At 64.5% G+C, this 19,859-nt stretch carries 28 protein-coding genes; 12 read left to right on the forward strand and 16 right to left on the reverse strand.

From position 1 onward, the window contains the following. The first annotated feature begins 135 nt into the window (after window positions 1–135). Both JNM03_RS03685 and JNM03_RS03690 read left to right on the forward strand, forming a co-directional pair. Window positions 136–855, forward strand: coding sequence for a hypothetical protein (locus tag JNM03_RS03685; RefSeq protein WP_294034471.1), 720 nt, complete (start codon window positions 136–138; stop codon window positions 853–855). Next, complete coding sequence (locus tag JNM03_RS03690) at window positions 852–1,499, forward strand: hypothetical protein (protein WP_294034472.1); 648 nt, start codon at window positions 852–854, stop codon at window positions 1,497–1,499. Before JNM03_RS03685 ends, JNM03_RS03690 begins: the two co-directional genes overlap by 4 nt. Before the next feature lie 26 nt (window positions 1,500–1,525). Here the strand turns inward: JNM03_RS03690 and JNM03_RS03695 are convergent, their stop codons facing one another. From JNM03_RS03695 to JNM03_RS03705, 3 genes are all read right to left on the reverse strand, one after another. Then, entirely contained in the window at window positions 1,526–1,822 is a 297-nt protein-coding gene (locus JNM03_RS03695) for a hypothetical protein (protein ID WP_294034474.1), read from the reverse strand. Then, window positions 1,819–3,162 (reverse strand): hypothetical protein, encoded by a 1,344-nt coding sequence (locus JNM03_RS03700; RefSeq protein WP_294034476.1) that lies wholly within the window; start codon window positions 3,160–3,162, stop codon window positions 1,819–1,821. The genes JNM03_RS03695 and JNM03_RS03700 overlap by 4 nt, the downstream gene beginning before the upstream one ends. A 103-nt stretch (window positions 3,163–3,265) precedes the next feature. Beyond that, window positions 3,266–3,670 carry a helix-turn-helix transcriptional regulator gene (locus JNM03_RS03705; protein WP_294034478.1) on the reverse strand — a complete coding sequence of 135 codons (405 nt, stop codon included), beginning with the start codon at window positions 3,668–3,670 and terminating at the stop codon, window positions 3,266–3,268. 222 nt (window positions 3,671–3,892) lie between these two features. Here JNM03_RS03705 and JNM03_RS03710 point away from each other — a divergent pair, with 222 nt between their 5' ends. Next, entirely contained in the window at window positions 3,893–4,519 is a 627-nt protein-coding gene (locus tag JNM03_RS03710; protein ID WP_294034480.1) for a GNAT family N-acetyltransferase, read from the forward strand. Window positions 4,520–4,742: 223 nt separating this feature from the next. On the opposite strand, the gene JNM03_RS03715 is transcribed toward JNM03_RS03710, so the two are convergent. The 3 genes from JNM03_RS03715 to JNM03_RS03725 all read right to left on the reverse strand — a co-directional run bounded on the left by JNM03_RS03715 (window position 4,743) and on the right by JNM03_RS03725 (window position 5,900). Then, entirely contained in the window at window positions 4,743–5,027 is a 285-nt protein-coding gene (locus tag JNM03_RS03715) for a hypothetical protein (protein WP_294034481.1), read from the reverse strand. A 187-nt stretch (window positions 5,028–5,214) separates the two neighbouring features. Then, a complete protein-coding gene (locus JNM03_RS03720; protein ID WP_294034483.1) occupies window positions 5,215–5,514 on the reverse strand; it encodes a DUF1153 domain-containing protein in 300 nt (99 codons plus the stop codon). A gap of 2 nt (window positions 5,515–5,516) precedes the next feature. After that, a complete protein-coding gene (locus JNM03_RS03725) occupies window positions 5,517–5,900 on the reverse strand; it encodes a hypothetical protein (protein ID WP_294034484.1) in 384 nt (127 codons plus the stop codon). A 132-nt stretch (window positions 5,901–6,032) separates the two neighbouring features. Here JNM03_RS03725 and mnmA point away from each other — a divergent pair, with 132 nt between their 5' ends. The 5 genes from mnmA (at window position 6,033) to JNM03_RS03750 (ending at window position 10,105) form a co-directional block, all read left to right on the forward strand. Further along, window positions 6,033–7,181 (forward strand): tRNA 2-thiouridine(34) synthase MnmA, encoded by a 1,149-nt coding sequence (mnmA, locus tag JNM03_RS03730; protein WP_294034486.1) that lies wholly within the window; start codon window positions 6,033–6,035, stop codon window positions 7,179–7,181. A 71-nt stretch (window positions 7,182–7,252) separates the two neighbouring features. Next, window positions 7,253–7,672, forward strand: coding sequence for a hypothetical protein (locus tag JNM03_RS03735; protein WP_294034488.1), 420 nt, complete (start codon window positions 7,253–7,255; stop codon window positions 7,670–7,672). Then, the gene (locus JNM03_RS03740; protein WP_294034489.1) at window positions 7,615–8,430 is read left to right on the forward strand and encodes a hypothetical protein; all 816 of its coding nucleotides are present in this window, start codon (window positions 7,615–7,617) and stop codon (window positions 8,428–8,430) included. The genes JNM03_RS03735 and JNM03_RS03740 overlap by 58 nt, the downstream gene beginning before the upstream one ends. 298 nt (window positions 8,431–8,728) lie before the next feature. Beyond that, window positions 8,729–9,415 carry a DsbA family oxidoreductase gene (locus JNM03_RS03745; protein ID WP_294034491.1) on the forward strand — a complete coding sequence of 229 codons (687 nt, stop codon included), beginning with the start codon at window positions 8,729–8,731 and terminating at the stop codon, window positions 9,413–9,415. 111 nt (window positions 9,416–9,526) lie between these two features. Beyond that, window positions 9,527–10,105 (forward strand): thermonuclease family protein, encoded by a 579-nt coding sequence (locus tag JNM03_RS03750; RefSeq protein WP_294034493.1) that lies wholly within the window; start codon window positions 9,527–9,529, stop codon window positions 10,103–10,105. A 24-nt stretch (window positions 10,106–10,129) separates the two neighbouring features. Here JNM03_RS03750 and JNM03_RS03755 read toward each other — a convergent pair whose 3' ends face one another. Next, window positions 10,130–10,795 carry a hypothetical protein gene (locus JNM03_RS03755; RefSeq protein ID WP_294034494.1) on the reverse strand — a complete coding sequence of 222 codons (666 nt, stop codon included), beginning with the start codon at window positions 10,793–10,795 and terminating at the stop codon, window positions 10,130–10,132. A 152-nt stretch (window positions 10,796–10,947) separates the two neighbouring features. Here JNM03_RS03755 and JNM03_RS03760 point away from each other — a divergent pair, with 152 nt between their 5' ends. Then, window positions 10,948–11,187 (forward strand): DUF2171 domain-containing protein, encoded by a 240-nt coding sequence (locus JNM03_RS03760; RefSeq protein ID WP_294034496.1) that lies wholly within the window; start codon window positions 10,948–10,950, stop codon window positions 11,185–11,187. A 119-nt stretch (window positions 11,188–11,306) separates the two neighbouring features. Here JNM03_RS03760 and JNM03_RS03765 read toward each other — a convergent pair whose 3' ends face one another. Beyond that, window positions 11,307–11,456 (reverse strand): hypothetical protein, encoded by a 150-nt coding sequence (locus JNM03_RS03765; protein ID WP_294034498.1) that lies wholly within the window; start codon window positions 11,454–11,456, stop codon window positions 11,307–11,309. An 89-nt stretch (window positions 11,457–11,545) separates the two neighbouring features. Continuing rightward, a complete protein-coding gene (locus JNM03_RS03770; protein ID WP_294034499.1) occupies window positions 11,546–12,184 on the reverse strand; it encodes a hypothetical protein in 639 nt (212 codons plus the stop codon). A gap of 100 nt (window positions 12,185–12,284) precedes the next feature. Here JNM03_RS03770 and JNM03_RS03775 point away from each other — a divergent pair, with 100 nt between their 5' ends. Both JNM03_RS03775 and JNM03_RS03780 read left to right on the forward strand, forming a co-directional pair. Next, a complete protein-coding gene (locus JNM03_RS03775; RefSeq protein ID WP_294034500.1) occupies window positions 12,285–12,683 on the forward strand; it encodes a nuclear transport factor 2 family protein in 399 nt (132 codons plus the stop codon). Between the two features lie 93 nt (window positions 12,684–12,776). Then, the gene (locus JNM03_RS03780; RefSeq protein ID WP_294034501.1) at window positions 12,777–13,283 is read left to right on the forward strand and encodes a hypothetical protein; all 507 of its coding nucleotides are present in this window, start codon (window positions 12,777–12,779) and stop codon (window positions 13,281–13,283) included. 233 nt (window positions 13,284–13,516) lie between these two features. Here the strand turns inward: JNM03_RS03780 and JNM03_RS03785 are convergent, their stop codons facing one another. The 4 genes from JNM03_RS03785 to JNM03_RS03800 form a co-directional block, all read right to left on the reverse strand. Then, window positions 13,517–14,059 carry a DUF4440 domain-containing protein gene (locus tag JNM03_RS03785; RefSeq protein WP_294034503.1) on the reverse strand — a complete coding sequence of 181 codons (543 nt, stop codon included), beginning with the start codon at window positions 14,057–14,059 and terminating at the stop codon, window positions 13,517–13,519. 181 nt (window positions 14,060–14,240) lie between these two features. Further along, window positions 14,241–14,555: a GIY-YIG nuclease family protein gene (locus JNM03_RS03790; RefSeq protein ID WP_294034505.1), complete on the reverse strand. Its 315-nt coding sequence runs from the start codon at window positions 14,553–14,555 to the stop codon at window positions 14,241–14,243. Window positions 14,556–14,678: 123 nt separating this feature from the next. Then, window positions 14,679–14,876: a KTSC domain-containing protein gene (locus JNM03_RS03795; protein WP_294034507.1), complete on the reverse strand. Its 198-nt coding sequence runs from the start codon at window positions 14,874–14,876 to the stop codon at window positions 14,679–14,681. Between the two features lie 48 nt (window positions 14,877–14,924). Beyond that, on the reverse strand, window positions 14,925–15,104 hold the full coding sequence (locus JNM03_RS03800; protein WP_294034509.1) for a hypothetical protein: 180 nt from the start codon (window positions 15,102–15,104) through the stop codon (window positions 14,925–14,927). Between the two features lie 531 nt (window positions 15,105–15,635). Between JNM03_RS03800 and JNM03_RS03805 the strand changes: the two genes are divergently transcribed. Continuing rightward, on the forward strand, window positions 15,636–16,232 hold the full coding sequence (locus JNM03_RS03805) for a hypothetical protein (RefSeq protein WP_294034511.1): 597 nt from the start codon (window positions 15,636–15,638) through the stop codon (window positions 16,230–16,232). Between the two features lie 8 nt (window positions 16,233–16,240). Here JNM03_RS03805 and JNM03_RS03810 read toward each other — a convergent pair whose 3' ends face one another. The 3 genes from JNM03_RS03810 to JNM03_RS03820 all read right to left on the reverse strand — a co-directional run bounded on the left by JNM03_RS03810 (window position 16,241) and on the right by JNM03_RS03820 (window position 19,756). Then, window positions 16,241–16,468: a hypothetical protein gene (locus tag JNM03_RS03810; RefSeq protein ID WP_294034513.1), complete on the reverse strand. Its 228-nt coding sequence runs from the start codon at window positions 16,466–16,468 to the stop codon at window positions 16,241–16,243. A 153-nt stretch (window positions 16,469–16,621) separates the two neighbouring features. Then, on the reverse strand, window positions 16,622–17,686 hold the full coding sequence (locus JNM03_RS03815) for a ribonucleotide-diphosphate reductase subunit beta (protein ID WP_294034514.1): 1,065 nt from the start codon (window positions 17,684–17,686) through the stop codon (window positions 16,622–16,624). A gap of 117 nt (window positions 17,687–17,803) precedes the next feature. Then, window positions 17,804–19,756 carry a ribonucleoside-diphosphate reductase subunit alpha gene (locus JNM03_RS03820; protein ID WP_294034516.1) on the reverse strand — a complete coding sequence of 651 codons (1,953 nt, stop codon included), beginning with the start codon at window positions 19,754–19,756 and terminating at the stop codon, window positions 17,804–17,806. Window positions 19,757–19,859 lie beyond the last annotated feature (103 nt).

Raw genomic sequence — 19,859 nt, forward strand, 5'->3', positions numbered from 1 at the left:
TGCGCGCGCCTCCGGTCGGGCTACGCCCGCCCTCCGCCGCACGCAGCGCAAGGCCATCTTCAACAAACCAGCATCATATTATCCGAAAAGGGGGTCCCTCTTCGACGCCGATCGGGGGTCCCTTTTGAACGCCGTTTGACACTTGATGCCTTCATTTTGGCGGAGCTGGGCATGACAATGTTGCCGACCCATGACGACACGCCATTTGCTATTAGCAGGTCGTCTTTGCGTAGCGGTGGCAAAATGTTTCCGAATTACTATCGCCCTGATCGTCGCCATGCCGTCGAGGAACTTCGACGTCTGGGCGCCGATCTACTAGGCAATTTGGTGGATTTCATTCGCAATCAGCGCGCCATTTCGACTGACGATACGACCTATGTCGGCCTTGCCAATATCCGCTCCAACACGGGCGAATTTATTGACGCTGAGGAAGAGGTTGGCGGAATGGTGTCCGTCTTCAATACCGGTGATGTCCTGTTTGCCAAGCTGAGGCCTTATCTCAACAAGGTTTGGGTTGCCGATCGGCCTGGTGTCTGTTCTCCTGAATTTCACGTTTTGCGTCTGTCCTCTGGTGGACGCATTGAGTCCTCGGACTATCTGGCGGCAGCGTTGCGCGCTTCGCCAACGTTGACACAGACCGTTCGAATGATGACCGGCAACACCCACCCTCGGTTGGCGCCTGAGGATGTTGCCGAATTGGTCATCCCCGTCCCGTCACCTGCCGTCCAAAAGACTATTGCCGCCGAAGTCGATCGCCGCCGCACCGAGGCGCACCGCTTGCGCGCCGAGGCTCGCGTAGGGTGGGCGGCGGCGCGTCAGGCGTTCGAGGATGCACTGCTGGGGCCGGCGGAATGACGAAACTTCGCAATCTTGTCGCCGAAGTCGATGCAGCGCTTGACATCTATCTGGCCGGCCGCACCGGGCGGCAGTTCAATAAGGTCGCGTTCATTCTCGCAGATGATTGCTGCGAATTGGCGAGCAAGCTGTATTTGATTATGCAAAATCCGGGGTGGTCGGATGCACAGGGCAACGGCCGATTTAAGTCGTTCAGGACAGTAACGTCAGAAGTGCGTGCCGCGCTTCCTGCCACAGCGACTATCCTTGCCCGCATCGAAGCTCGGCGAGTGCGGCGTAATGGGTTCTTCCATTCGGCGGACTTGCTCGATCTGACTCTACAATCGCACGATGTAAATGACGCGATGCGTGACATGCTCGATTATGGTGCGTTGCTTTTCGGTCAAGATTGGGCTGACGAAGTGACCGGAACAGGCAATATGGAAACTGCGGAGGTCATCCTCCGCCTTGATTGCGCCGCTCGCGCCGACCCCCGCATCGGCCCCAAGGTCTCTGACGTGTTCGCCAAACGCAAGCGAACCGAAAAGCAAAAGGCCAAAGGCTGCGAGGTCACGCATCACCCTGAGGACCATCACTTACGCCTCGCGATCCGCAACGGCGGCAAGGAACTGCGCGATCAATTGGCCGCATTGCTGCCGCCGTAGATGTCATTGGCGATCCGACTGGACGTTCATTTTTCCTCCGAGCGCGCGATCCGCACCGCGCATCGCGCCGGAATTTCGACGATGCCGCTTATCCGCAAATCCTTGCCGCCAACAAGCATCGCCGATCCGGCGAGGGCTTTGATGCAGTCGTCTTTGTGGATCGGGCGGCCGACCGACAGGCGGGTTTGCGTCCTGCCGGGCTCGAAGTCGGGGTAGTCGATCCAGCTGCCGTCGGGTTCGCGCGGCTGGATCCATTCGATCGCTACGGTGCGGGCGAAGCGGGCGGCGATGCGGCCCGCGCGGGCGTCGTCGAGGGGGCTCATGCTTCGCCTGCCGGCTGCGGCTGGTTCGTGTCGACGGCGGCGTTGACGGGGTCGCCGTTCGCCGCCCGCCCTGCCTTCCACGCCGCCCAGCTTTCTTCGCTGTAGGCGGCGTTCCATTCGCGTTCCAGTGCGGCGATCGTGTGTTCGATGCGGCGGCGGGTGCCGTCGCGTTCGCGGCCCGTGTCGCCGCCCCGCAGCGTCGTGTTGGCGAGGAAGCCGTGGGGGTGCTGGTAGATCGGCTGGCGCGCAGCTTGCCAGGACTCGGCGCGTTCGCGCAGGGTGTGGGCGGCGAGGCGCATGTCGCCGCGGGTGAGCTTGACGGTTGCCGGTGTGTCGGCGGTTGTGGGGGTGCCGGCGGTTGTGGGGGCGGGGTCGCTCTCGCCGGCTTCGCCTTCGATCAGATCGTCCGCATAGCGTTCAAACCAGATTTCGTCCTCCGCGCCGCCCTCGGTCCCGGGGACGTAGTCGGCGGGGGGCGGGTTCGGGCTCGACAGGTCGCCGCCTTCCTCCGCATCCCAGTCGATATTGCCGGACCCTGCGGCCAGCGGGATGATCATGTCGGGGTGGAACATGTGCCATTCATGCTTCTGCGGGTTCGTATAGGCGTCCTCTTTGCGCACCGCGTCCCAGTCGGTGCCGGGGCCGGTGAGCATGTCCCATGCGGCGCGCTTGACCGGGTCGTGCGAGATCTTGCGCTGATAGGCGGTGCGGATGACGCGAAGGCGGTCGTCGAGGTCGGTCTCCTGCCGCCTGGCGCGCCGGTTGTGTTCGACCATCGCGGCCCGCCGCTCGGCTTCCCACTCGGCGCGCCATTTCTCGCGCAGGCGGCGGACCGCGTGCGGGATCGCGCTGGCGGGGCGACCATCGACGGGGTCGATGCTGCCGAAATTCTCGGGAAAGCGGCTGGCGGCGATATGCTGCATCGCGCGAATGTTCGGGCGGCGCCGCTCGAGGATGACCTGTCCTCGCTTCGAGATCGTCTCGGGCACGCCATAGATGGCATATTCCATGAGCAGATCGGCGACGCGGCGCGCGCCCGCCTCGACCGCGCGGTCCCATGCCGCGGCGAAGCTCTCCGCGCCGGCGCGCTTGCGCAGCTGGTAGAGCGCGGACGTGCTGTGGCCGATCGCCTTCGCCGCCATGCTGACCGCGCCGGTCGCGGCGAGCCGGGCGATGAAGAGGCGCTGCTTCGTCGCGGTTATCCCGGTCCAGCGCTTGCTCTGGCGCGCGACGGGCGTGAATTCCAGCTCCTCGGGCAAGTCGTCGATCGCCGTCCGGTCCGCCGGATCGGGGTCGGCCGGCGTCGGAAGAGGCAGCGGCGGGAGGATTTCCTGCGACATATTTGCTCCTGTGGTTCGATAAATTTGCATCAACGAACCATATGGGAACAATGTAGGAAAGCGAATCGTGCGGGACGCGGGGAGGGGCGCGTGGGGAGGGGCGTCAGACCTCGATGACGATCTTTACTTTTTCGGGGGCGATTCCGGCGGCCTTTGCGATCTCTATCCGTGCGCGGGCGACCAGATGTTGAAAATCCTGCGGTGCGGGCGCGCGGGCGGGTTCGGTCAGCGTGGACAACCCGACCTCGAGCGCGCTGGCGAGCGCATGCAGCCGCGCGCGTTTCGGCTGCGACCGGTCCTGTTCCCAATAGCAGACCGCGGTCATGCTGACGCCCAGCCGCTGCGCCAGATCGGCCTGCGTCAGCGCGGCGATCCGGCGCAGCCGCGCGAGTCGCTCGCCAAAGCTTTCGACGTGGGGCGCGACCGCGACCAATGCGGCCTCTTCGGGCGGGAGGTCGTCCAGCGGGAGGGCGCCGGGGGTGGCGGGAGACAGGGGGGCATTGTGCAAGGAGGCGACCTTTTATCCGGTTTCGATGCCCCCGGCCTATCCTGTTAAGATTCGCGCGACTTTCAACATTTCCCAATATTTCATCGGATCGCCGATCGGGCTTCGCACCGTCGGGGATGTTGCAGCGACGGCGGGAGCGAGGTTGCGGGGCGCGGCGCGGCCGGTTAGCCTGCATGGGTCGCAGCCCGCCCGCCGCGACCGCTGTACAAAGGGGATATGCCCGTGGCCCATGCCCGCGCCCGCCCGCTCGACGGCATTGTCGTGCATAGCGTGCTGAATGACGGCACGGCGGTGTGCCTGCGCACGATTACCCCCGACGACGAAGCGCTGATCCGCGAGGGGATCGCGAAGCTGTCCGACGGCGCCCGGTATCTGCGCTTTTTCTCCGCGGCGCCGGCGCTTCCCGACGAGGTGCTGCACCGGCTCGCCGCAGTCGACGGGCACGACCATATCGCGTGGGGCGCGATCTGCAGCGACTGCCCGGGGGAGCCCGCGATCGGCGCGGTCCATGCCGTGCGCTATCCCGACGAGGCGGATGGGACGGAGCGGCGCGTCGGCGAATATTCGGTCGCGGTGCTCGACGCCTTTCACGGCAAGGGGCTGGCGCGGATGATGACGGCGGCGCTGCTCGTCGATTGCCGTGCCGCAGGGCTGGCGGTGCTCGACGTTCATACGCTGTCGGAAAATCGGGCGGCGGTGAGCCTGGTTCATGCGCTGGGCGCAAGCTGGAAGAGCGAGAGCGCGGGGGTGGCGGAATATGCCCTCGATGTCGGGCGCGCGCTGGCGGCGCTGCGTGCCGATACCGACGCGCGCGGGGTGCAGGATGTGCTGGCGCAATTGGGGGCGTAGCGGCTGGTCTCTCCCGCCGCGAGGGGTCGCTTCTCGCGGCGGGAGAGTGTAAGGTTGCGGCCGAAGCATCGCCTCCCCACGCCCGGCGTTTAGACCGGGCGCCATGACGGCGCGGTGACATGGATCACAAAAATCGAAAATGGTGCGGATGCTGGCTCCGCAGGCACGAAAAAGGGCGCCGGGACAGGTCCGGCGCCCTTTTTGCTGTCCTTTCGGGACAGGCTTATTTCTTCGCGGGGTCGGCGGCCGGGGTCTTGCCGACTTCCGACGGGGCGATCTCGCCCTTGTCGTCGATGGCGTTCGCCTTTTCCTCGCCGGCCGCTTCGACCGCGTCGGCCCGGGCTTCGGTCGCTTCCTTGGCGGGGCCTTCGGGCATCGCGTCGGCCTGGGCGTCGATGGCGTCGGCCTTGGCTTCGGCCTGGTCCTCGACCTGATCGGCCTGCTTGCTCTGGCAGGCGCCGAGCGCGAGGGCCGAGGCGGCGGTAAGGGCGATGATCGTCTTGCGCATATCGAGTTCTCTCCAATGATTGACTCAGGCGCTCAACGCCGGGCAGCCCTCGGAGTTGCACGGGCGGGGTCGAATTCCCGAATCCCGCACGGGTTTTTGGCGGAAATCCGCGGCATCGGCGCGGCGCAAAAAAGAGGGCGCCCGCAGGCGCCCTCCCGATAACCCTTGCGGGTGCGTCCTTCCGCTCTCAGAAGCGCTGCTGGCGCTCGTAGAGGTCGCGATAGTGCTGGATGCGCGTGACGCGCAGCCCCGGCATGCCGCTGCGGTCGATCGACCGCTGCCAGCCGGCGAATTCCTCGAGCGTCAGGCCGTAGCGTTCGCAGACTTCGTCAACGGTCAGCAGCCCGCCGTTGACCGCCGCGACGACCTCTGCCTTGCGGCGCACAACCCAGCGGGTCGTCGTCGGCGGCGGCAGCGAATCGAGCGTCAGCGGTTCGCCGAGCGGACCGATAACCTGAGCGGGCCGGATTTTCTGATTCTCGATCATGTTCATTCCATATTGTCTTCGTCGTGGGGGATCGGTTGGACCGACCCCCAAGGCTCTATATCAGCGGAGTTCAACATCGGCTGAAACCCTCTGGTAAACAGGCTATTCATAGTTTCGGGCAGGTCGTTCGCTTCGTCGGACAGATCGAAGAAACGAACCGGCCGAACGGCGTCCTGTTCGGTCGCCGCAGGGGCCGCGGCCAGAAAATGGCTGAGGGCGTTAACCCGCTCCGCATGCACCGCGCGAGTCGCCTGCGCTTTCAGCATCCGCACCGTCGGCAGCGCCGCCTGCCGCGCCGCCGATACCGCCAGCAGGATATCGAAGCCGGGGCTTTCCAGGCCTGCCGCGCCGGAGAGCTGCGGGATATTTGACGGGTTAGCGTTCATGCTGCCGGTCTAGCGCCGAGGGCCTAAGGTCCCGTAAATGCCTGTTTCAGCACCTGTTAGCGAAGCTTAACTTGCGTCAATATCTTGACAGGCGGCGCAGAAAAGCTGGCATTTTCGGGTCCGCATCCCTAGATGGCGCCGACCATGATCGACATGATTTCCGCCCCAGCCGCCTCTGCGCAGGCCGACTTTCAGTTAAGTGGACCCCTGAAGGACCGCCGAATCGTCGTCGCGATGTCGGGCGGAGTCGATTCGAGCGTCGTCGCGGCACTGGCCGCGCGGTCGGGCGCCGAGGTCATCGGGGTGACGCTCCAGCTCTATGATCATGGCGCGAAGGCAAAGCGCGTCGGTGCGTGCTGCGCGGGGCAGGATATCCGCGATGCGCGGGCGGTCGCCGACCGCCTGGGCTTCGCGCATCATGTCCACGACCATGAAAGCCGCTTTCGCGACACGGTGATCGACCAGTTCGCCGACGAATATCTTGCGGGCCGCACGCCGATCCCCTGCGTGCGCTGCAACATGGGTGTTAAGTTCACAGACCTGTTCAAGTTGGCGAAGGATCTGGGCGCCGACTGTCTGGCGACCGGCCATTATGTCCGGCGCATCATGGGACCCGCCGGCGCCGAACTGCACCGCGCGGTCGATCCGGCGCGCGACCAGAGCTATTTCCTGTTCGCAACGACGCAGGATCAGCTCGACTTCCTGCGCTTTCCGCTGGGCGGGCTGGAGAAGAGCGTCGTTCGCGAGATCGCGCGCGACCTGGGTCTGGGTGTCGCGGGCAAGCCCGACAGCCAGGACATCTGTTTCGTCCCCGACGGCGATTATGCGACGCTGGTCCGCAAACTGCGCCCCGAGGCGGACGATCAGGGCGCGATCGTCCATGTCGATGGCACGGTGCTGGGCGCGCACAAGGGCCTGATCCACTATACGGTCGGCCAGCGGCGCGGGATCGAGATCGGCGGGCAGGCCGAGCCGCTGTACGTCGTGCGCCTCGACGCGGCAAAGCAGGAGGTCGTGGTCGGACCGCGCCGCGCGCTTGCCGTATCGGGCGCGCGACTGACCGAAGCCAACTGGCTTGCCGAGGTCGAGGGCCGTTCCGTGCTGGCGAAGGTGCGCAGCATGGCGAGGCCGGTGCCGGCGCAGGTCGCGGGCGACCGGCTGGTCTTCGCGGCGCCCGAATATGGCGTGGCGCCGGGACAGGCGGCGGTGCTGTACGACGCGGCCGACGAAAGCCGCGTGCTGGGCGGCGGCTGGATCGACGAGACGTTCCCCGCGAAATGATTGCCCCCGCAGAATAGATTGCACTTTTCCCGACGATGCCGCAGCCTGCGGGCAACAGAGGGAGACGATCGATGGTCAACTGGGTCTTGCGCGGCGCCGTCCTGTTGTGGGCGCTTTTCTTCCTGATCGTCGGAGCGCGGGGGTTGCTAGACCCGGCGAGCTATACCGAGACGTTCGGCATCATCGTCGATGGCCCGGCGACCAACACGATCCGCGCCGACCTGTCGTCCTTCTTCCTCGTCGCGTCGGGTGCAGCGGCGATCGGCGCGCTGGTGCCGGGATGGCTGCGCGCGCTGCTTGTCCCCGCCGCGCTTTATGGAACCGCACTGGCGGGCCGGCTGTTCGGCGTGGCGAGCGGCGATCCGGTCAATTCGGGGATCGTGCAGGCGATGATCATCGAAGCGCTGTCGGTGGCGCTGATGGCGGGAAGCTGGTGGGTGCTGTCGCGGCCCGCCGTGGTGGCGGAGGTGCCGCCCGATACCGTGCACTGAGCGCAAAGGGGGCGGCGGCTGTTCGGCCGGTTGCGGGTAAGAATTCCTCCCCATCGCTGCGCGACAGGAAAGATATTCCTTATCGTCATCCCGGACTTGATCCGGGATCCATTTCTGCAGTGCTGCTGTGGATCCCGGATCAAGTCCGGGATGACGAAGGTGAAGGACGAACCGCATCCCACGCCGTTCCTGCCTTTCGCTCCCACTCCGGATGCATTGACGGCAATCGACCGGTTGTGGACATTCGCTCTGCGCCCCATAAGGCTGCGTCGGTAGCATTTGGGAAAAGGGTAATGCAGCGGAAGCTTACCGCCCAGCTCGCAATTCAGGGCGGATTAGAGGTAATCTCGTTTCAGCATTGTGACTGCCTCGTCTTCGAGCGCAGAGAAACCTTGAAGATGCTTTCTCCCCATTCGAGCAGAATGCTCGGAGGAAACGCGCAGTATCGAAGAGTCGCGGGCGATCTGATAGTGATTTTCGAGGCAGATCTCGAACGTCTGCGTCCACCGTCAAAGCGATTTAAATTTGGCGGCTTTGTGACCTTCATGCCAACGGCGAATTTTCCGTCGACCATCACTGGCTCGGAGATCATCGAGGGCGAAGTCGACCGGAACTTTTTTGGGAAGATTCGCGACCTCCTGAATGCACTTCCCGATAGTAAATCAGAATGGATATCCAAATTCGGAGAAGATTTTTTCTCCCGCACCCTGACCGACCGCTGCGTTGACACCGTCAGATACCTGAGGTCCTGTGAATGATTTTCGATGTCCGCTCTCCACCCCAAAACCGCCGCCGCCTTGTGTTTTTGACAGGAGTGTGAGTAACTGGCGGCGGGTCGCTTCTGTTTCCTTTGGTTGGAGGGGAGAAGCGTATGTCCGTGGAAAAATCGCGCAGACCGGCAGACCGGCGCGCAGCGGATCGCAGGGTGGCCGACGATCCCGACTATGCCGGACCCGAGCGGCGCCAGGGCGACCGTCGGACAGGCAAGGATCGGCGGACGCCGTCGACCTGAGTTTTGGAAGGCAGGGCGTGGCCGTGCCGGCGGGAGATTTTGCCGTGAACGACGTGCCGCGCCTGTCAGTCGATATCGTGTCCGATGTGATGTGCCCCTGGTGCATCATCGGCTGGCTGAAGTTCGAAAAGGTGATGGCGCATTTCGAAGGGCGACTGGCGTTTCGCGTCCAGTGGCATCCGTTCGAGCTCAATCCCGACATGCAGCCCGAGGGCGAGGACGCCGCGGAGCATGTCATGCGCAAATATGGCGTCACCGCGGAGCAGAGCCGTGCGAACAGCGGCAAGATGGGCGGCATCGCCACCGAATTGGGTTTTGCGTTCAACCGGGGCCCGGGTTTCCGGATGCGCAACAGCTTCGATGCGCACCGGTTGCTGACCTGGGCGGGCGCGCTTGAATCGCCCGACCAGCAAAGCGCGACCGGCGTGCAGACGGCGCTGAAACTCGCGCTGTTCCGTGCCCATTTCACCGACAACCGCGACGTTGGCGATCACGCGACGCTGGTCGATATCGCGGCGTCGGTCGGGCTCGATCGCCAGAAGGCGGAGGCGATCCTTGCGGGCGACGAGTTTGGCGAGATGGTCCGCGCCGAAGAAGGATATTGGGCCGACCAGAATGTGACGGGCGTTCCCGCTTTCATTCTCGGCGGGCGGATGCTGATCCCCGGCGCGCAGGATCCCGAGGTCTTCATTCGGATCATCGAGAACAAGGTGCTTGCCGCCGCGGCCTGACGGCCGTTCCGTGCGAAGCGGTGCCACGGCGGACAGGGTTGGCCGGGCAGGACCGCGTTGCGGAGCAGGTCGTTCGCACTTTGCTAAGCCCCGGCTGGCAGAATGGCCGCAATGGCCAATCGTCGATTTTCCGCGAAACGATCGCGCGTTGCCCCCGCGGGCGGCAAAAGCCGGTTCGGGTTGGGGCTGTTTCTGGTCGTCGCGGGCGGGTTCGCCGGCACGTTCGGGGCCTTGCAGATGGAAGGCGATGTTCCCGAAGCCGCGGCGTCGGTGGCGCTGCCGCTTAGAGGGGAGATGCCACCCCCGCGCGGCGAGGTGGCCCCGCCGGCTTCCCCCGACCGGCTGTCGGCGCGCTTTGGCCTGTGCCATCGGGGCGGGGGGCGCAATTGCGTGGTCGATGGCGACACCTTCTGGTTCGAGGGCGAGAAATATCGCATCGCCGACATCGACACGCCCGAAACGCATCCGGCCCGCTGTGCCGAGGAGGCGGCGCTGGGCGAGGCCGCGACCCGCCGGCTGCACGGCTGGTTGAATGAAGGTGCCTTCACGCTGGAGACAATCGACCGCGATACCGACCAATATGATCGCAAGCTGCGGATCGTCCGGCGCCGCGGCGCCAGCGTCGGCGACGCGCTGGTCGACGCCGGACTGGCCCGGCGCTGGGAAGGCTATCGGCAGCCCTGGTGCTAGGGTCCTGACGCTAGCGTTCCGGCCCTAGTCCTGCGGCGGTGGGGGCAGGGCGTCCTTCAACGGCCGGTTTGGGCCGTCGAGCTGGCGCTGGATGTCCGCTGCCATCAATTGCGCGACGGGATCGGCACCCTGCGCGCCGAGTTCGTCGCGGCGGGCGATGAGTGCGGCGGTGCGGTCGGCCGCCGGACGCGCGGCAACGTCGGCATAGAAGCGCACGAGCTGGAGCCAGGGGGCATCGTCGGTCATCACGTCTTCGGCCCAGCGGCTGAATGGGCCGCCCGCCTCGTGCCATTCGCCGCCCTGTCGCCTCAGGAAGAAGAGGACGCGCGATCCGTCGGGGAACATGGTGCGGGTGCAGGCGCCGGCGAAGCTTTGCGGATGTGCTTCGTTCAGTTCGTAGGGGTTGCTGAGGATCGCATCGTCGCCGGGCGCGATCGAGGCCGCAAGCGCGATCGGCGCGGCGGGACGGTCGCCCTTCAGAACCGCGATCGGTTCGACCGCGATCATCTGTTGCGGCGTGCTGTCGGGCGCGAAATCGCCCGAGGTGACTTTGCCGAGCAGGATCAGGTCCGCGCCTTCAACGAGTTCGAGATTGGTCGGGACGCGATACCCGCTGGCGACCGAACAGGCGGCGGCGGGAAGCGGCGCAGCGGCCAGCGCCAGCGCGGTGAACGGAGCGAGGTTGCGCATCGGCGAAGGGTAGCGCTGCGATGCGGTGTTGGGAAGCCGGCGCGGCTTTCGGGCATTTTGTCGAAGGCTATGGAGCCGACTCGCGGGTGGTGCGTATGATCGACATCGCTTCCATCCCCTGAAGCGGCCCTCTAGCGGCAAGGAGACATAAAATGGCCGATCATGACCATAGCGCGATCAAGGAACAGATGACCGTCGTCGGCGCCGACGGCGTCCATATCGGCACCGTCGACCATCTCGACGGTGAGCGCATCAAGCTGACCAAGGCCGACAGCGGCGATGGCAAGCATCACTATCTTCCCGCCGGGCTGGTGGCGGCGGTCGAGGGCGATACGGTTCGTCTGTCGGCGAACGCGGCGAACGCGGTCGACCTGTTCGAAGAAGCCGAATAGGTCCGGATCATCAGATGGCCCCCGCGCGATCCGGCGCGGCGGCACTGAAACTGGCCCGCCCTCTCCCGACCGCTGTCGGGGAGGGGCGGGCCATTTTCGTGGGTGGCGGGCGAAACGGTTCAGTTCGTCCGCGGCGCCCGGGCAATCAATTTGTTGAGTGTCGCGATCCGCGTCCGCACCGCGCTCCAGTCGCGTTCGGGGTGCGCCTGTATCCGGCCAAGAAGCGTATGGAGTTCCTTGCGCCGATCGCCTTCGGTTACCGCCTGCATGCACTGTCTCCTTTCCCTGCCGATATAAGGGCGCGGGGCATCCCGTGCCGACGCCCTGCCGCGCGGACGGGGCACCCTGTCGCCAAAGGTCAGATCACCTCCTCGGTAAGGTCGCGCTCGCACAGTCCGGTGATGTCCCGCTGCCTGGCGAGCATGTTCACGACATGGTGTGCGTGGAGGGCGCGCAGCCCCGCCATGTCGAGCGGGAAATGCCAGGCGACGCGCGCCGCCTGCCGGCCCTTCGCGCCGTACAGCGTCACGGTCCAGTCGTGCGCGGCGAGCAGCGCGGCGATATCGGCGCGGTCCCGCACCCGAATATAGACGAAGGGTGCGCCGCCGTCGGGCGGCGAGGACGATCCCGTGAACGCCACCCGCACGGGCGCGGCGCCGGCGCGCTGGAACACCGCGGTGCCGCGCTTGATCGGCGCCGGCACGTCGAGGTTGATCGACATGTCGTCGGGCGCGAGGAAGGGCGCGTCGAGGCGGTCGTAGCGGTTGTACCAGCCGGTGTAGAAGCCGCCTCCCGACACGATCTGATACGGGCCGGCGATCGGCCGGGGCGGCTGGAACGGCGAGTGATAGCTTTGGCGGAAGACCGACCAGATGCCGCCTTCCTCGATCCGGTCGCCGCAATTCCAGCTTTCGGCATGGGCCGGCGCCGAAAGGGCCAGCGCGGCGCAGGCGTGGGCGAGGGCGAGGACAGGGACGATGCGAAACGGGCGGCGCATGGCGCCATGCTATCAGCTTCGCTCCGTTTCGGCGAGGGGACGACTCCCGTCGCGACGCGATTCGGCGTATAGGATGCGCTCCATGGGAGGGAGAGGGACCATGCCGACACGCGAGGAGATGATCGCCACCATCGACCGGGCCTTCCGCGCGCGCGCGGCGGGCGATATCGAGGTGATGAACGCGATCTGGGCGGACGGGGCGACCTATGCGATGGAAGGCGCCGAGGAGCTGATGACGCGCTATCCGACCGGGCCGGGCGACGCATCGGACGCGATCGAGCGGCTCGCCGACCTGCTCGATGCCGCCGATATCGAGCGTGTCGATACGATCGTCGAGGGACATCGCGCCGCGGTGCTGTGGCGCGCGTCCTTTTCGAACGGCCGCGAGGCCCGCACGCTGCAGCTTTTTTCGCGCTGGGAGTTCGACGAGGATGGCCGCGTCGCGACGATGCACGAATATGCCGACACCGCGACGATCGCCGCGCTGATCGCCGAATAGGGGCGGCCCACGCGACCGGCCGGCCCCCGCGCCGCGAGCGACGGCGCGCAGGAAACTGGCGCAGCCTGTCCGTCGTCCCTATCTGTACCGGCGATGCAGTATCGTAACCGGAACCCTATCGTGATCGCGCGGCTGAAGGGAAAGCCGCTGCTGGCCGGGCAGTTGGTCGCCGCGCTGGCGCTTGCCGGGCTGGTGTGGAGGCAGGCCTGGCCGGTGCGCGCCGACGGGGTGGGGGAGATGATCTGGTCGATCCTGTTCGGCGATGCGGTGGCGTCGGCGGCGATCGTCGGCGCGGCGTTGGCCCTTTCGACCTGTCGGCGGCTGTGGCGCCAGCGCGACACCTATATCTTTCACGACGGCGCGCGGCTGTACCGCGGCAGCAGCCTGTCCTGGCCGCTGGAGGCGATCCGCGACGTGGTGATCGATCGCGGCGCGCTGGGCCTCCCCACGCTGCGGCTGGTCGTCGACGACGACAGCGAGGTCACGCGCGCGCTGGTGCCGCTGCCCCTGCTCGAAGGCTCGGTCGAGGCGGTGCGCGGCGGGGTGCTGTTCGCGGCATCGGGCCTGCGCGGGGTGCCGGTCGGCGTGACGGTGAACTGAACCGCCGCGGGCGCCGTTCGGGCGCCGTCGAAGCCCGGGCCAAAGCTCGGGCCAAGGTTCGGGCCAAAGTTCGGGGACGTTCAGCCTTGTCGTCATCGCGGATCGGGATCTCCGGGGATGCCGATACGCTGCACGGCGGTGGTGCCGGGCGAGGGGATGGGCGAGGTGGCTCATTCGCCAGTTTGGGGCATGGCCGGGGGCTGCAGGACAGGGGCTTTTGGGGTGTGGGGCGCCTAGCGCTTCGGTTCTGCGCCGGGCGTGGGGGGATAGGGCGCCGCGGCGGCATGATCGTAGCTGTAGCTTTGCGACAGGCGGAAGCGGCCCTCGGCGGGCATCCATTGCCAAAGATGCATGTAGCGCGCGCCGCCGACCATGTCCCAGCGGGCGTCCCGCGCGTTCCATTCGAAGAAGATATGCGCCGCCTCTTCGAGCGCGCCCCAGTCGCCCATCGTGCGGATCGTACGCGATCCGGGGGCGAGTTGGCGGCGATTCCTGTACCCCGCCTGCGCGCCGCCGGGCTGGCGCGCGGCGCAGCTTTTGGTCACGTCGGCGATCATCGCATCGCGGCTCGGCTCGACCAGCCCGCCCTTGTCGTGGATCATCCGGAAGTCGGGGGCGAGGAGGTCGGGCAGCGCCTTTGCGTCGCAACCCTCGAACACCGCCCAGAAGAGGCGCGCGTCGTTATCGGCGATCTGGCGGGTGAGCGCCTCGCCGGTGGGCATGGGAGCGGGTGATGCGGCGGTCAGCGCGGCGGTGAGGAGGAGAGTGAGGGGCATGGGTGCGTCCTTGCTGTGTTGCCTACCTCATACAGTCGGGCGTCGACAAGACAAGGCCCTCCAACTCGTCGTCACCGCGGACGAGGCACGTGGCTCCTCTGCCTTGATCCGGGGTCCATGCCACGGCCGTAGTTATGGATGCCGGATCAAGTCCGGCATGACGAAGGAGGGGAGGGCAGCGTCACCCGGCCAGCGGCAGCAATCCCAGCTCCTCCGCCAGATCGCGCCAATCCGGGTTCGCCGCCTCGATCAGGCCGATCTTCCACTTGCGCTGCCAGTTCTTGATCTGCTTCTCGCGCGTGATCGCGGCGTGCATCGTCGCGGCGAGTTCGAACCAGACGAGCGTTTTTACGCCATAGCGTTTGGTGAAGCCGCCGAAACTGCCATCGCGGTGCTGGCAGATGCGCTGGATCAGGTGCGAGGTGACGCCGGTGTAGAGCGTGCCATGCCGCGCGCTCGCCATGATATAGGCGCAGGGCTGGAAGTCGGCGTGCATGGGTGGAGGCTAGGGCGGCGATGGACCCCGGATCAAGTCCGGGGTGACGAGGTTAGGCCGAACCGGATGCTTCTCTTCACATCGTCATGCCGGACTTGATCCGGCATCCATGCCGCCCCGCGATCAGCGATAACCGTACTGATCGCGGATGTTGTCGTTGAAATATTCGCCTTTCGATGCCGCCGCCAGCAGGCCGTTATAGATATACTGCGGCACCCCATAGTAGTCGTAGGTACGACCGCTGGTGAACGTGATCGCCAAGGTGTGGCTGGCGGGATTGTATTCCGCTGCGCGGATTGCCGAGGAAGAAAAGTAGGGCATTAGCCTGCTCCCAAAAAAAGAGGGCGGGCATTTCTGCCCGCCCTGCAATTAGGCGTACTGGATCAGCACCCAGACGACGGCTTTGCCGGCGTAGGGGGGCATGCGGTTGCCCTTGGCGATCGGGGCGGTCGTGGAGGGCGTCCCCTCGACCTTCCAGACGCCGCTTTCAGGGCAAATCGTACCAGTGGAGGCGCGGGTCCCGATGCGAGATTTGGTCGTGTGATTCATGTTATTAAACTCCATACAGTTGCAAGAATGCAAACTGAGGAGTAACGACACGCTTGAAAGCGGGCGTGGAGTTTACTCCTCAACCCGACAGGAAGAGGTGGTTCCAACACCTATTTCCGATCAGGAGGCGAGAGTCGCGATGCGGCTCTCGCCTTTTGCATTTCCGCCATAGGTCATGGGCTACTGGTGGGTCAAGAAAAATCACCGTAATTGGGCGTTATTTTAGGCTGTTAAAAATGGTGCGTCTTTCGATTTTTCCTGAGTCTAACCCGGACCTGAAAAATTAGCTAGAAAATTCCATTATAAAACAGCATGTTATATGACTCGCCTGAGCTTGAAAATTTTGGTGAGTCGTGATAGTTTTCCAATAAATAAGCTTTGGAGGATAGTTCTATGAGTAGCTTAAGTGCGCGAGATAGAAGCCGCAGCCCTCGCTTTCCAAGCCAATCGCTCGAAGAGTCGCTCCGACACGCGGAAGCGATTTATGACTCCGTGCATAGGAGTTCAGTAGACTCGTCAACGATTTATCGATTGATGGGCTTTTCGGGAAAATCAGGTACAAGTGCCAAGGCTCTTGGGGCATTGCGGCAATATGGTTTGATTGAAGGAATTGGCGAAAAAACCAGAATATCTGACTTGGCTCTCGCAATTTTGGAACCGGAAACGCCCAGCGAGAAATCTCATGCTATTCAGCTTGCTTCAAAGAGCCCCGATGTATTTGGGGAAATTCTCGGACGGTTTGATGGAAGGGTTCCCCAAGCAGATGAAGCGATCCGCGCATTCCTAATTCGTGAGTTAGGCTTTCAGAAGAACTCGGCAGACGAGTGCATAAAGTCACTCCGCCAAAGCTTGGCGTTTGCCGACAACTTTAGAGCACCTGAAATTGCTATTGATGCTGAGTCGATAGAGACGATTGCAGCCTCCGAGGCTGCAAAACCCGTTGGGCAGGTGCAGACAGCCCCCTCCTCAGCCCAAGCTGCGGGCGGGGAGATAATGGTGTTGCCTCTCACAAAAGATTGTCGTGCCGAATTGAGAATTTTTGGTGAGCTCAACTCTCGCGCAATTCACAACCTAATTCGCCACATTAATTTGTTCGCCGAGGTGTGGGCTGAGGACGAATCGGGCTAACGCATCACTCAAACCGAAAACCCGCCCGAGTTGCGCCGGTTCGAGCTGGCCGCCAGCACCTTCTTGCCCGTCGGGGTCAGCGCCCATTTGGCGCCCTGCTTGACCACCAGACCCAGCGTGACGAGTTCGTCGCGGATGGGGTCGGTGGGGAGTTGGGGGCGGCGGTTGGAGAGGCCCTCCAGCGTTGCGCGCTGGGGCTGGCTGAGATGTACGAGCTTGGGTTTCTTGTCGGTCATTCGGGTGGCCTTTTTGACTCTGTTCCTGCGCGGGGTGCGTAAGCGGTCTTGCCCTCCCCGCTGCGACTAGCGGGCATGGCCCGCAAGTCTCGTGGTCGGAGCCACGTGTCTCCGACCACCCCTCCCGCAGGCGGGAGGGGGTTTGGAGCGTGGTTATTCCGCGGCGATGCCGGCTTTCGCGAACATGTCCTCGCCATCGCTTTCGGCGTCGTTGACCGGCGCGGGGTCGTCGCTGGTCCGGGCTTTCTTGCGGCTGTCGAAGCTGGTCCACACCGTGTTCCAGTCGCCGCGTGTCGCGCCCTTGCTGTACTCGGTCGCGCGGGTTTCGAAGAAGTTCGCGTGCTCGACGCCGTTGAGCAGCGGGGCGAGCCAGGGGAGCGGGTGTTCGTCGATCATGTAGATCGGCTGGAAGCCGAGCTGCCCCAGGCGCCAGTCGGCGATGTAGCGGATGTAGCGCTTGATCTCCTTCGGCGTCATGCCGGGGACGGGGCCCTGTTCGAACGCGAGGTCGATGAACGCATCCTCGAGCCGCACCGTTTTCTGGCAGGTGTCGATGATGTCTTCCTTCACCGCCTTGGTCAGGCAGTCGCGTTCCTTGGTGAAGGTGTGGAACAGCTTGATGATGCCTTCGCAGTGCAGGCTTTCGTCGCGGATCGACCAGCTGACGATCTGGCCCATGCCCTTCATCTTGTTGAAGCGCGGGAAGTTCATCAGCATCGCGAAGCTGGCGAAAAGCTGGAGGCCCTCGGTGAAGCCGCCGAACATCGCGAGGGTACGCGCGATATCCTCGTCATTCTCGACCCCGAAGGTGCCCATATAGTCGTGCTTGGCGCGCATCTCGTCATATTCGAGGAACATGCCATACTCGCTTTCGGGCATGCCGATGGTGTCGAGCAGGTGGCTGTACGCCGCGATATGCACCGTTTCCATGTTGCTGAACGCGGTCAGCATCATCTTGATCTCGGTCGGCTTGAACACGCGGCCGTATTTTTCGTGGTAGCAATCCTGCACCTCGATATCGGCCTGGGTGAAGAAACGGAAAATCTGCGTCAGCAGGTTGCGTTCATGGTCGCTGATCTTTTGCGCCCAGTCGCGGCAATCCTCGCCCAGCGGCACTTCCTCGGGAACCCAATGGATCTGCTGCTGGCGCTTCCAGAAATCGAACGCCCAGGGATATTCGAAGGGCTTGTAGGTCTTGCGGGCTTCTAGAAGGGGCATTGCGGGCTTCCTTGGATCAAATCTTGTTCGTCATTCCGGCGAAAGCCGGAATCCATCGATGGGTTACGCTTCCCCGCGTGGACCCCGGATCAAGTCCGGGGTGACGGGGGAGAAGACTCACTGGCAGGCCAGACACTCGTCGTAGTCGGTGCTTTCGGCGCTGAGTTCATATTTCGGAGCCTCGGCGGTGTTGTCGGCCTCGACCCCGCCCGCGAAGCCGGCGCGCTGCACCGATTTCGAGCGGAGGTAGTAGAGCGATTTGATGCCGAGTTCCCACGCGCGGTAGTGGAGCATCAGCAGGTCCCACTTTTCGACGTCGGCCGGGATGAACAGGTTCAGCGACGCCGCCTGATCGATATAGGGCGTGCGGTCGGCGGCGAGTTCGAGCAGCCAGCGCTGGTCGATCTCGAAGCTGGTCTTGTAGCAGTCCTTCTCGTCCTGCGTCAGGAAGTCGAGGTGCTGGACACTGCCGCCGCGTTCGAGGATCGAGTTCCAGATCGCGTCGCTGTTCTTCGCCTTGTCGACGAGCAGCGCCTCGAGGTGCGGGTTGCGGATCGAGAAGCTGCCCGAGAGCGTCTTGTGCGTGTAGATGTTCGCCGGGATCGGTTCGATGCACGCGCTGGTGCCGCCGCAGATGATGCTGATCGACGCGGTCGGCGCGATCGCCATCTTGCACGAAAAGCGCTCCATCACGCCCTGATCGGCGGCGTCGGGACAGGGGCCGCGTTCCTTGGCGAGCAGCATCGACGCCTGATCGACCTGCGCGCGGATATGCTTGAAGACGCGCAGGTTCGACGATTTCGCCATCGCGCCCTCGAACGGCAGGCCGCGCGCCTGAAGGAAGCTGTGGAAGCCCATCACGCCGAGGCCGACCGAGCGTTCGCGGCTGGCGCTGTACTTGGCGCGGGCCATTTCGGGCGGGGCGCGGTCGATATAATCCTGGAGGACATTGTCGAGCATGCGCATGACGTCTTCGATGAAGACCTTGTCGCCGTTCCACTCGTCCCAGGTTTCGAGGTTCAGGGACGAGAGGCAGCAGACGGCGGTGCGATCCTTGCCGAGATGGTCGCGGCCGGTCGGCAGGGTGATTTCCGAGCAGAGGTTCGAGGTCGAGACCTTGAGCCCAAGGTCGCGATGATGCTTCGGCATCATGCGGTTCACCTGGTCGATGAAGATGATGTAGGGCTCGCCGGTCGCAAGGCGCGTTTCGACGAGCTTCTGGAACAGGCTGCGCGCGTCGACGGTGCCGCGCACGCTCTGGTCCTTGGGGCTGCGCAGGTTGAATTCGGCGCCGTCGCGGACGGCCTCCATGAACTCGTCGGTGATGAGGACGCCGTGGTGGAGGTTCAGCGCCTTGCGGTTGAAGTCGCCCGAGGGTTTGCGAACCTCGAGGAACTCCTCGATCTCCGGATGCGAGACGTCGAGGTAGCAGGCGGCCGAACCGCGGCGCAGCGAGCCCTGCGAAATGGCGAGGGTCAGGCTGTCCATCACGCGGACGAAGGGGATGATGCCGCTGGTCTTGCCGTTCAAACCGACGGGTTCGCCGATGCCGCGCACCGCGCCCCAATAGGTGCCGATGCCGCCGCCGCGGCTGGCGAGCCAGACATTCTCGTTCCAGGTGCCGACGATGCCTTCGAGGCTGTCGTCGACCGAGTTGAGGTAGCAGGAAATGGGCAGGCCGCGGCCGGTGCCGCCGTTCGAGAGAACGGGCGTCGCGGGCATGAACCACAGCTTCGAGATATAGTCGTAGAGGCGCTGGGCATGGTCCTGATCGTCGGCATAGGCGTCGGCGACGCGCGCGAAGAGGTCCTGATAGGATTCGCCGGGGAGGAGGTAGCGGTCCTCCAGCGTTTCCTTGCCGAAGTCGGTGAGCAGCGAATCGCGGCTGCGATCGACGACGATGTCGAATCGGCGCGCATGAACTTTCGCATCGCCCGAATCATTCAGCTTCGCGGACGAATCCCCCTTCGCCTCTCCCGTCGATTCGGGAGCGGCCGGAGCCTCTGTTTTCGTCAGTTCCACCGTCGCCACGTCGTTCGTCTCCACCCGTTCCGTCTCACGAAAATCCATTTAATCCGCCCCCGATTGCTCTTGCGCCGCAGCGCAAATGTTCCCGTCTTGTTCGACTCGGGGCGAGACCCCGGTCTTAGCATCTAAACCGACCGCGGGGGCA

The sequence above is a fragment of the Sphingopyxis sp. genome (assembly GCF_016793825.1).
Classification (GTDB): Bacteria; Pseudomonadota; Alphaproteobacteria; order Sphingomonadales; family Sphingomonadaceae; genus Sphingopyxis.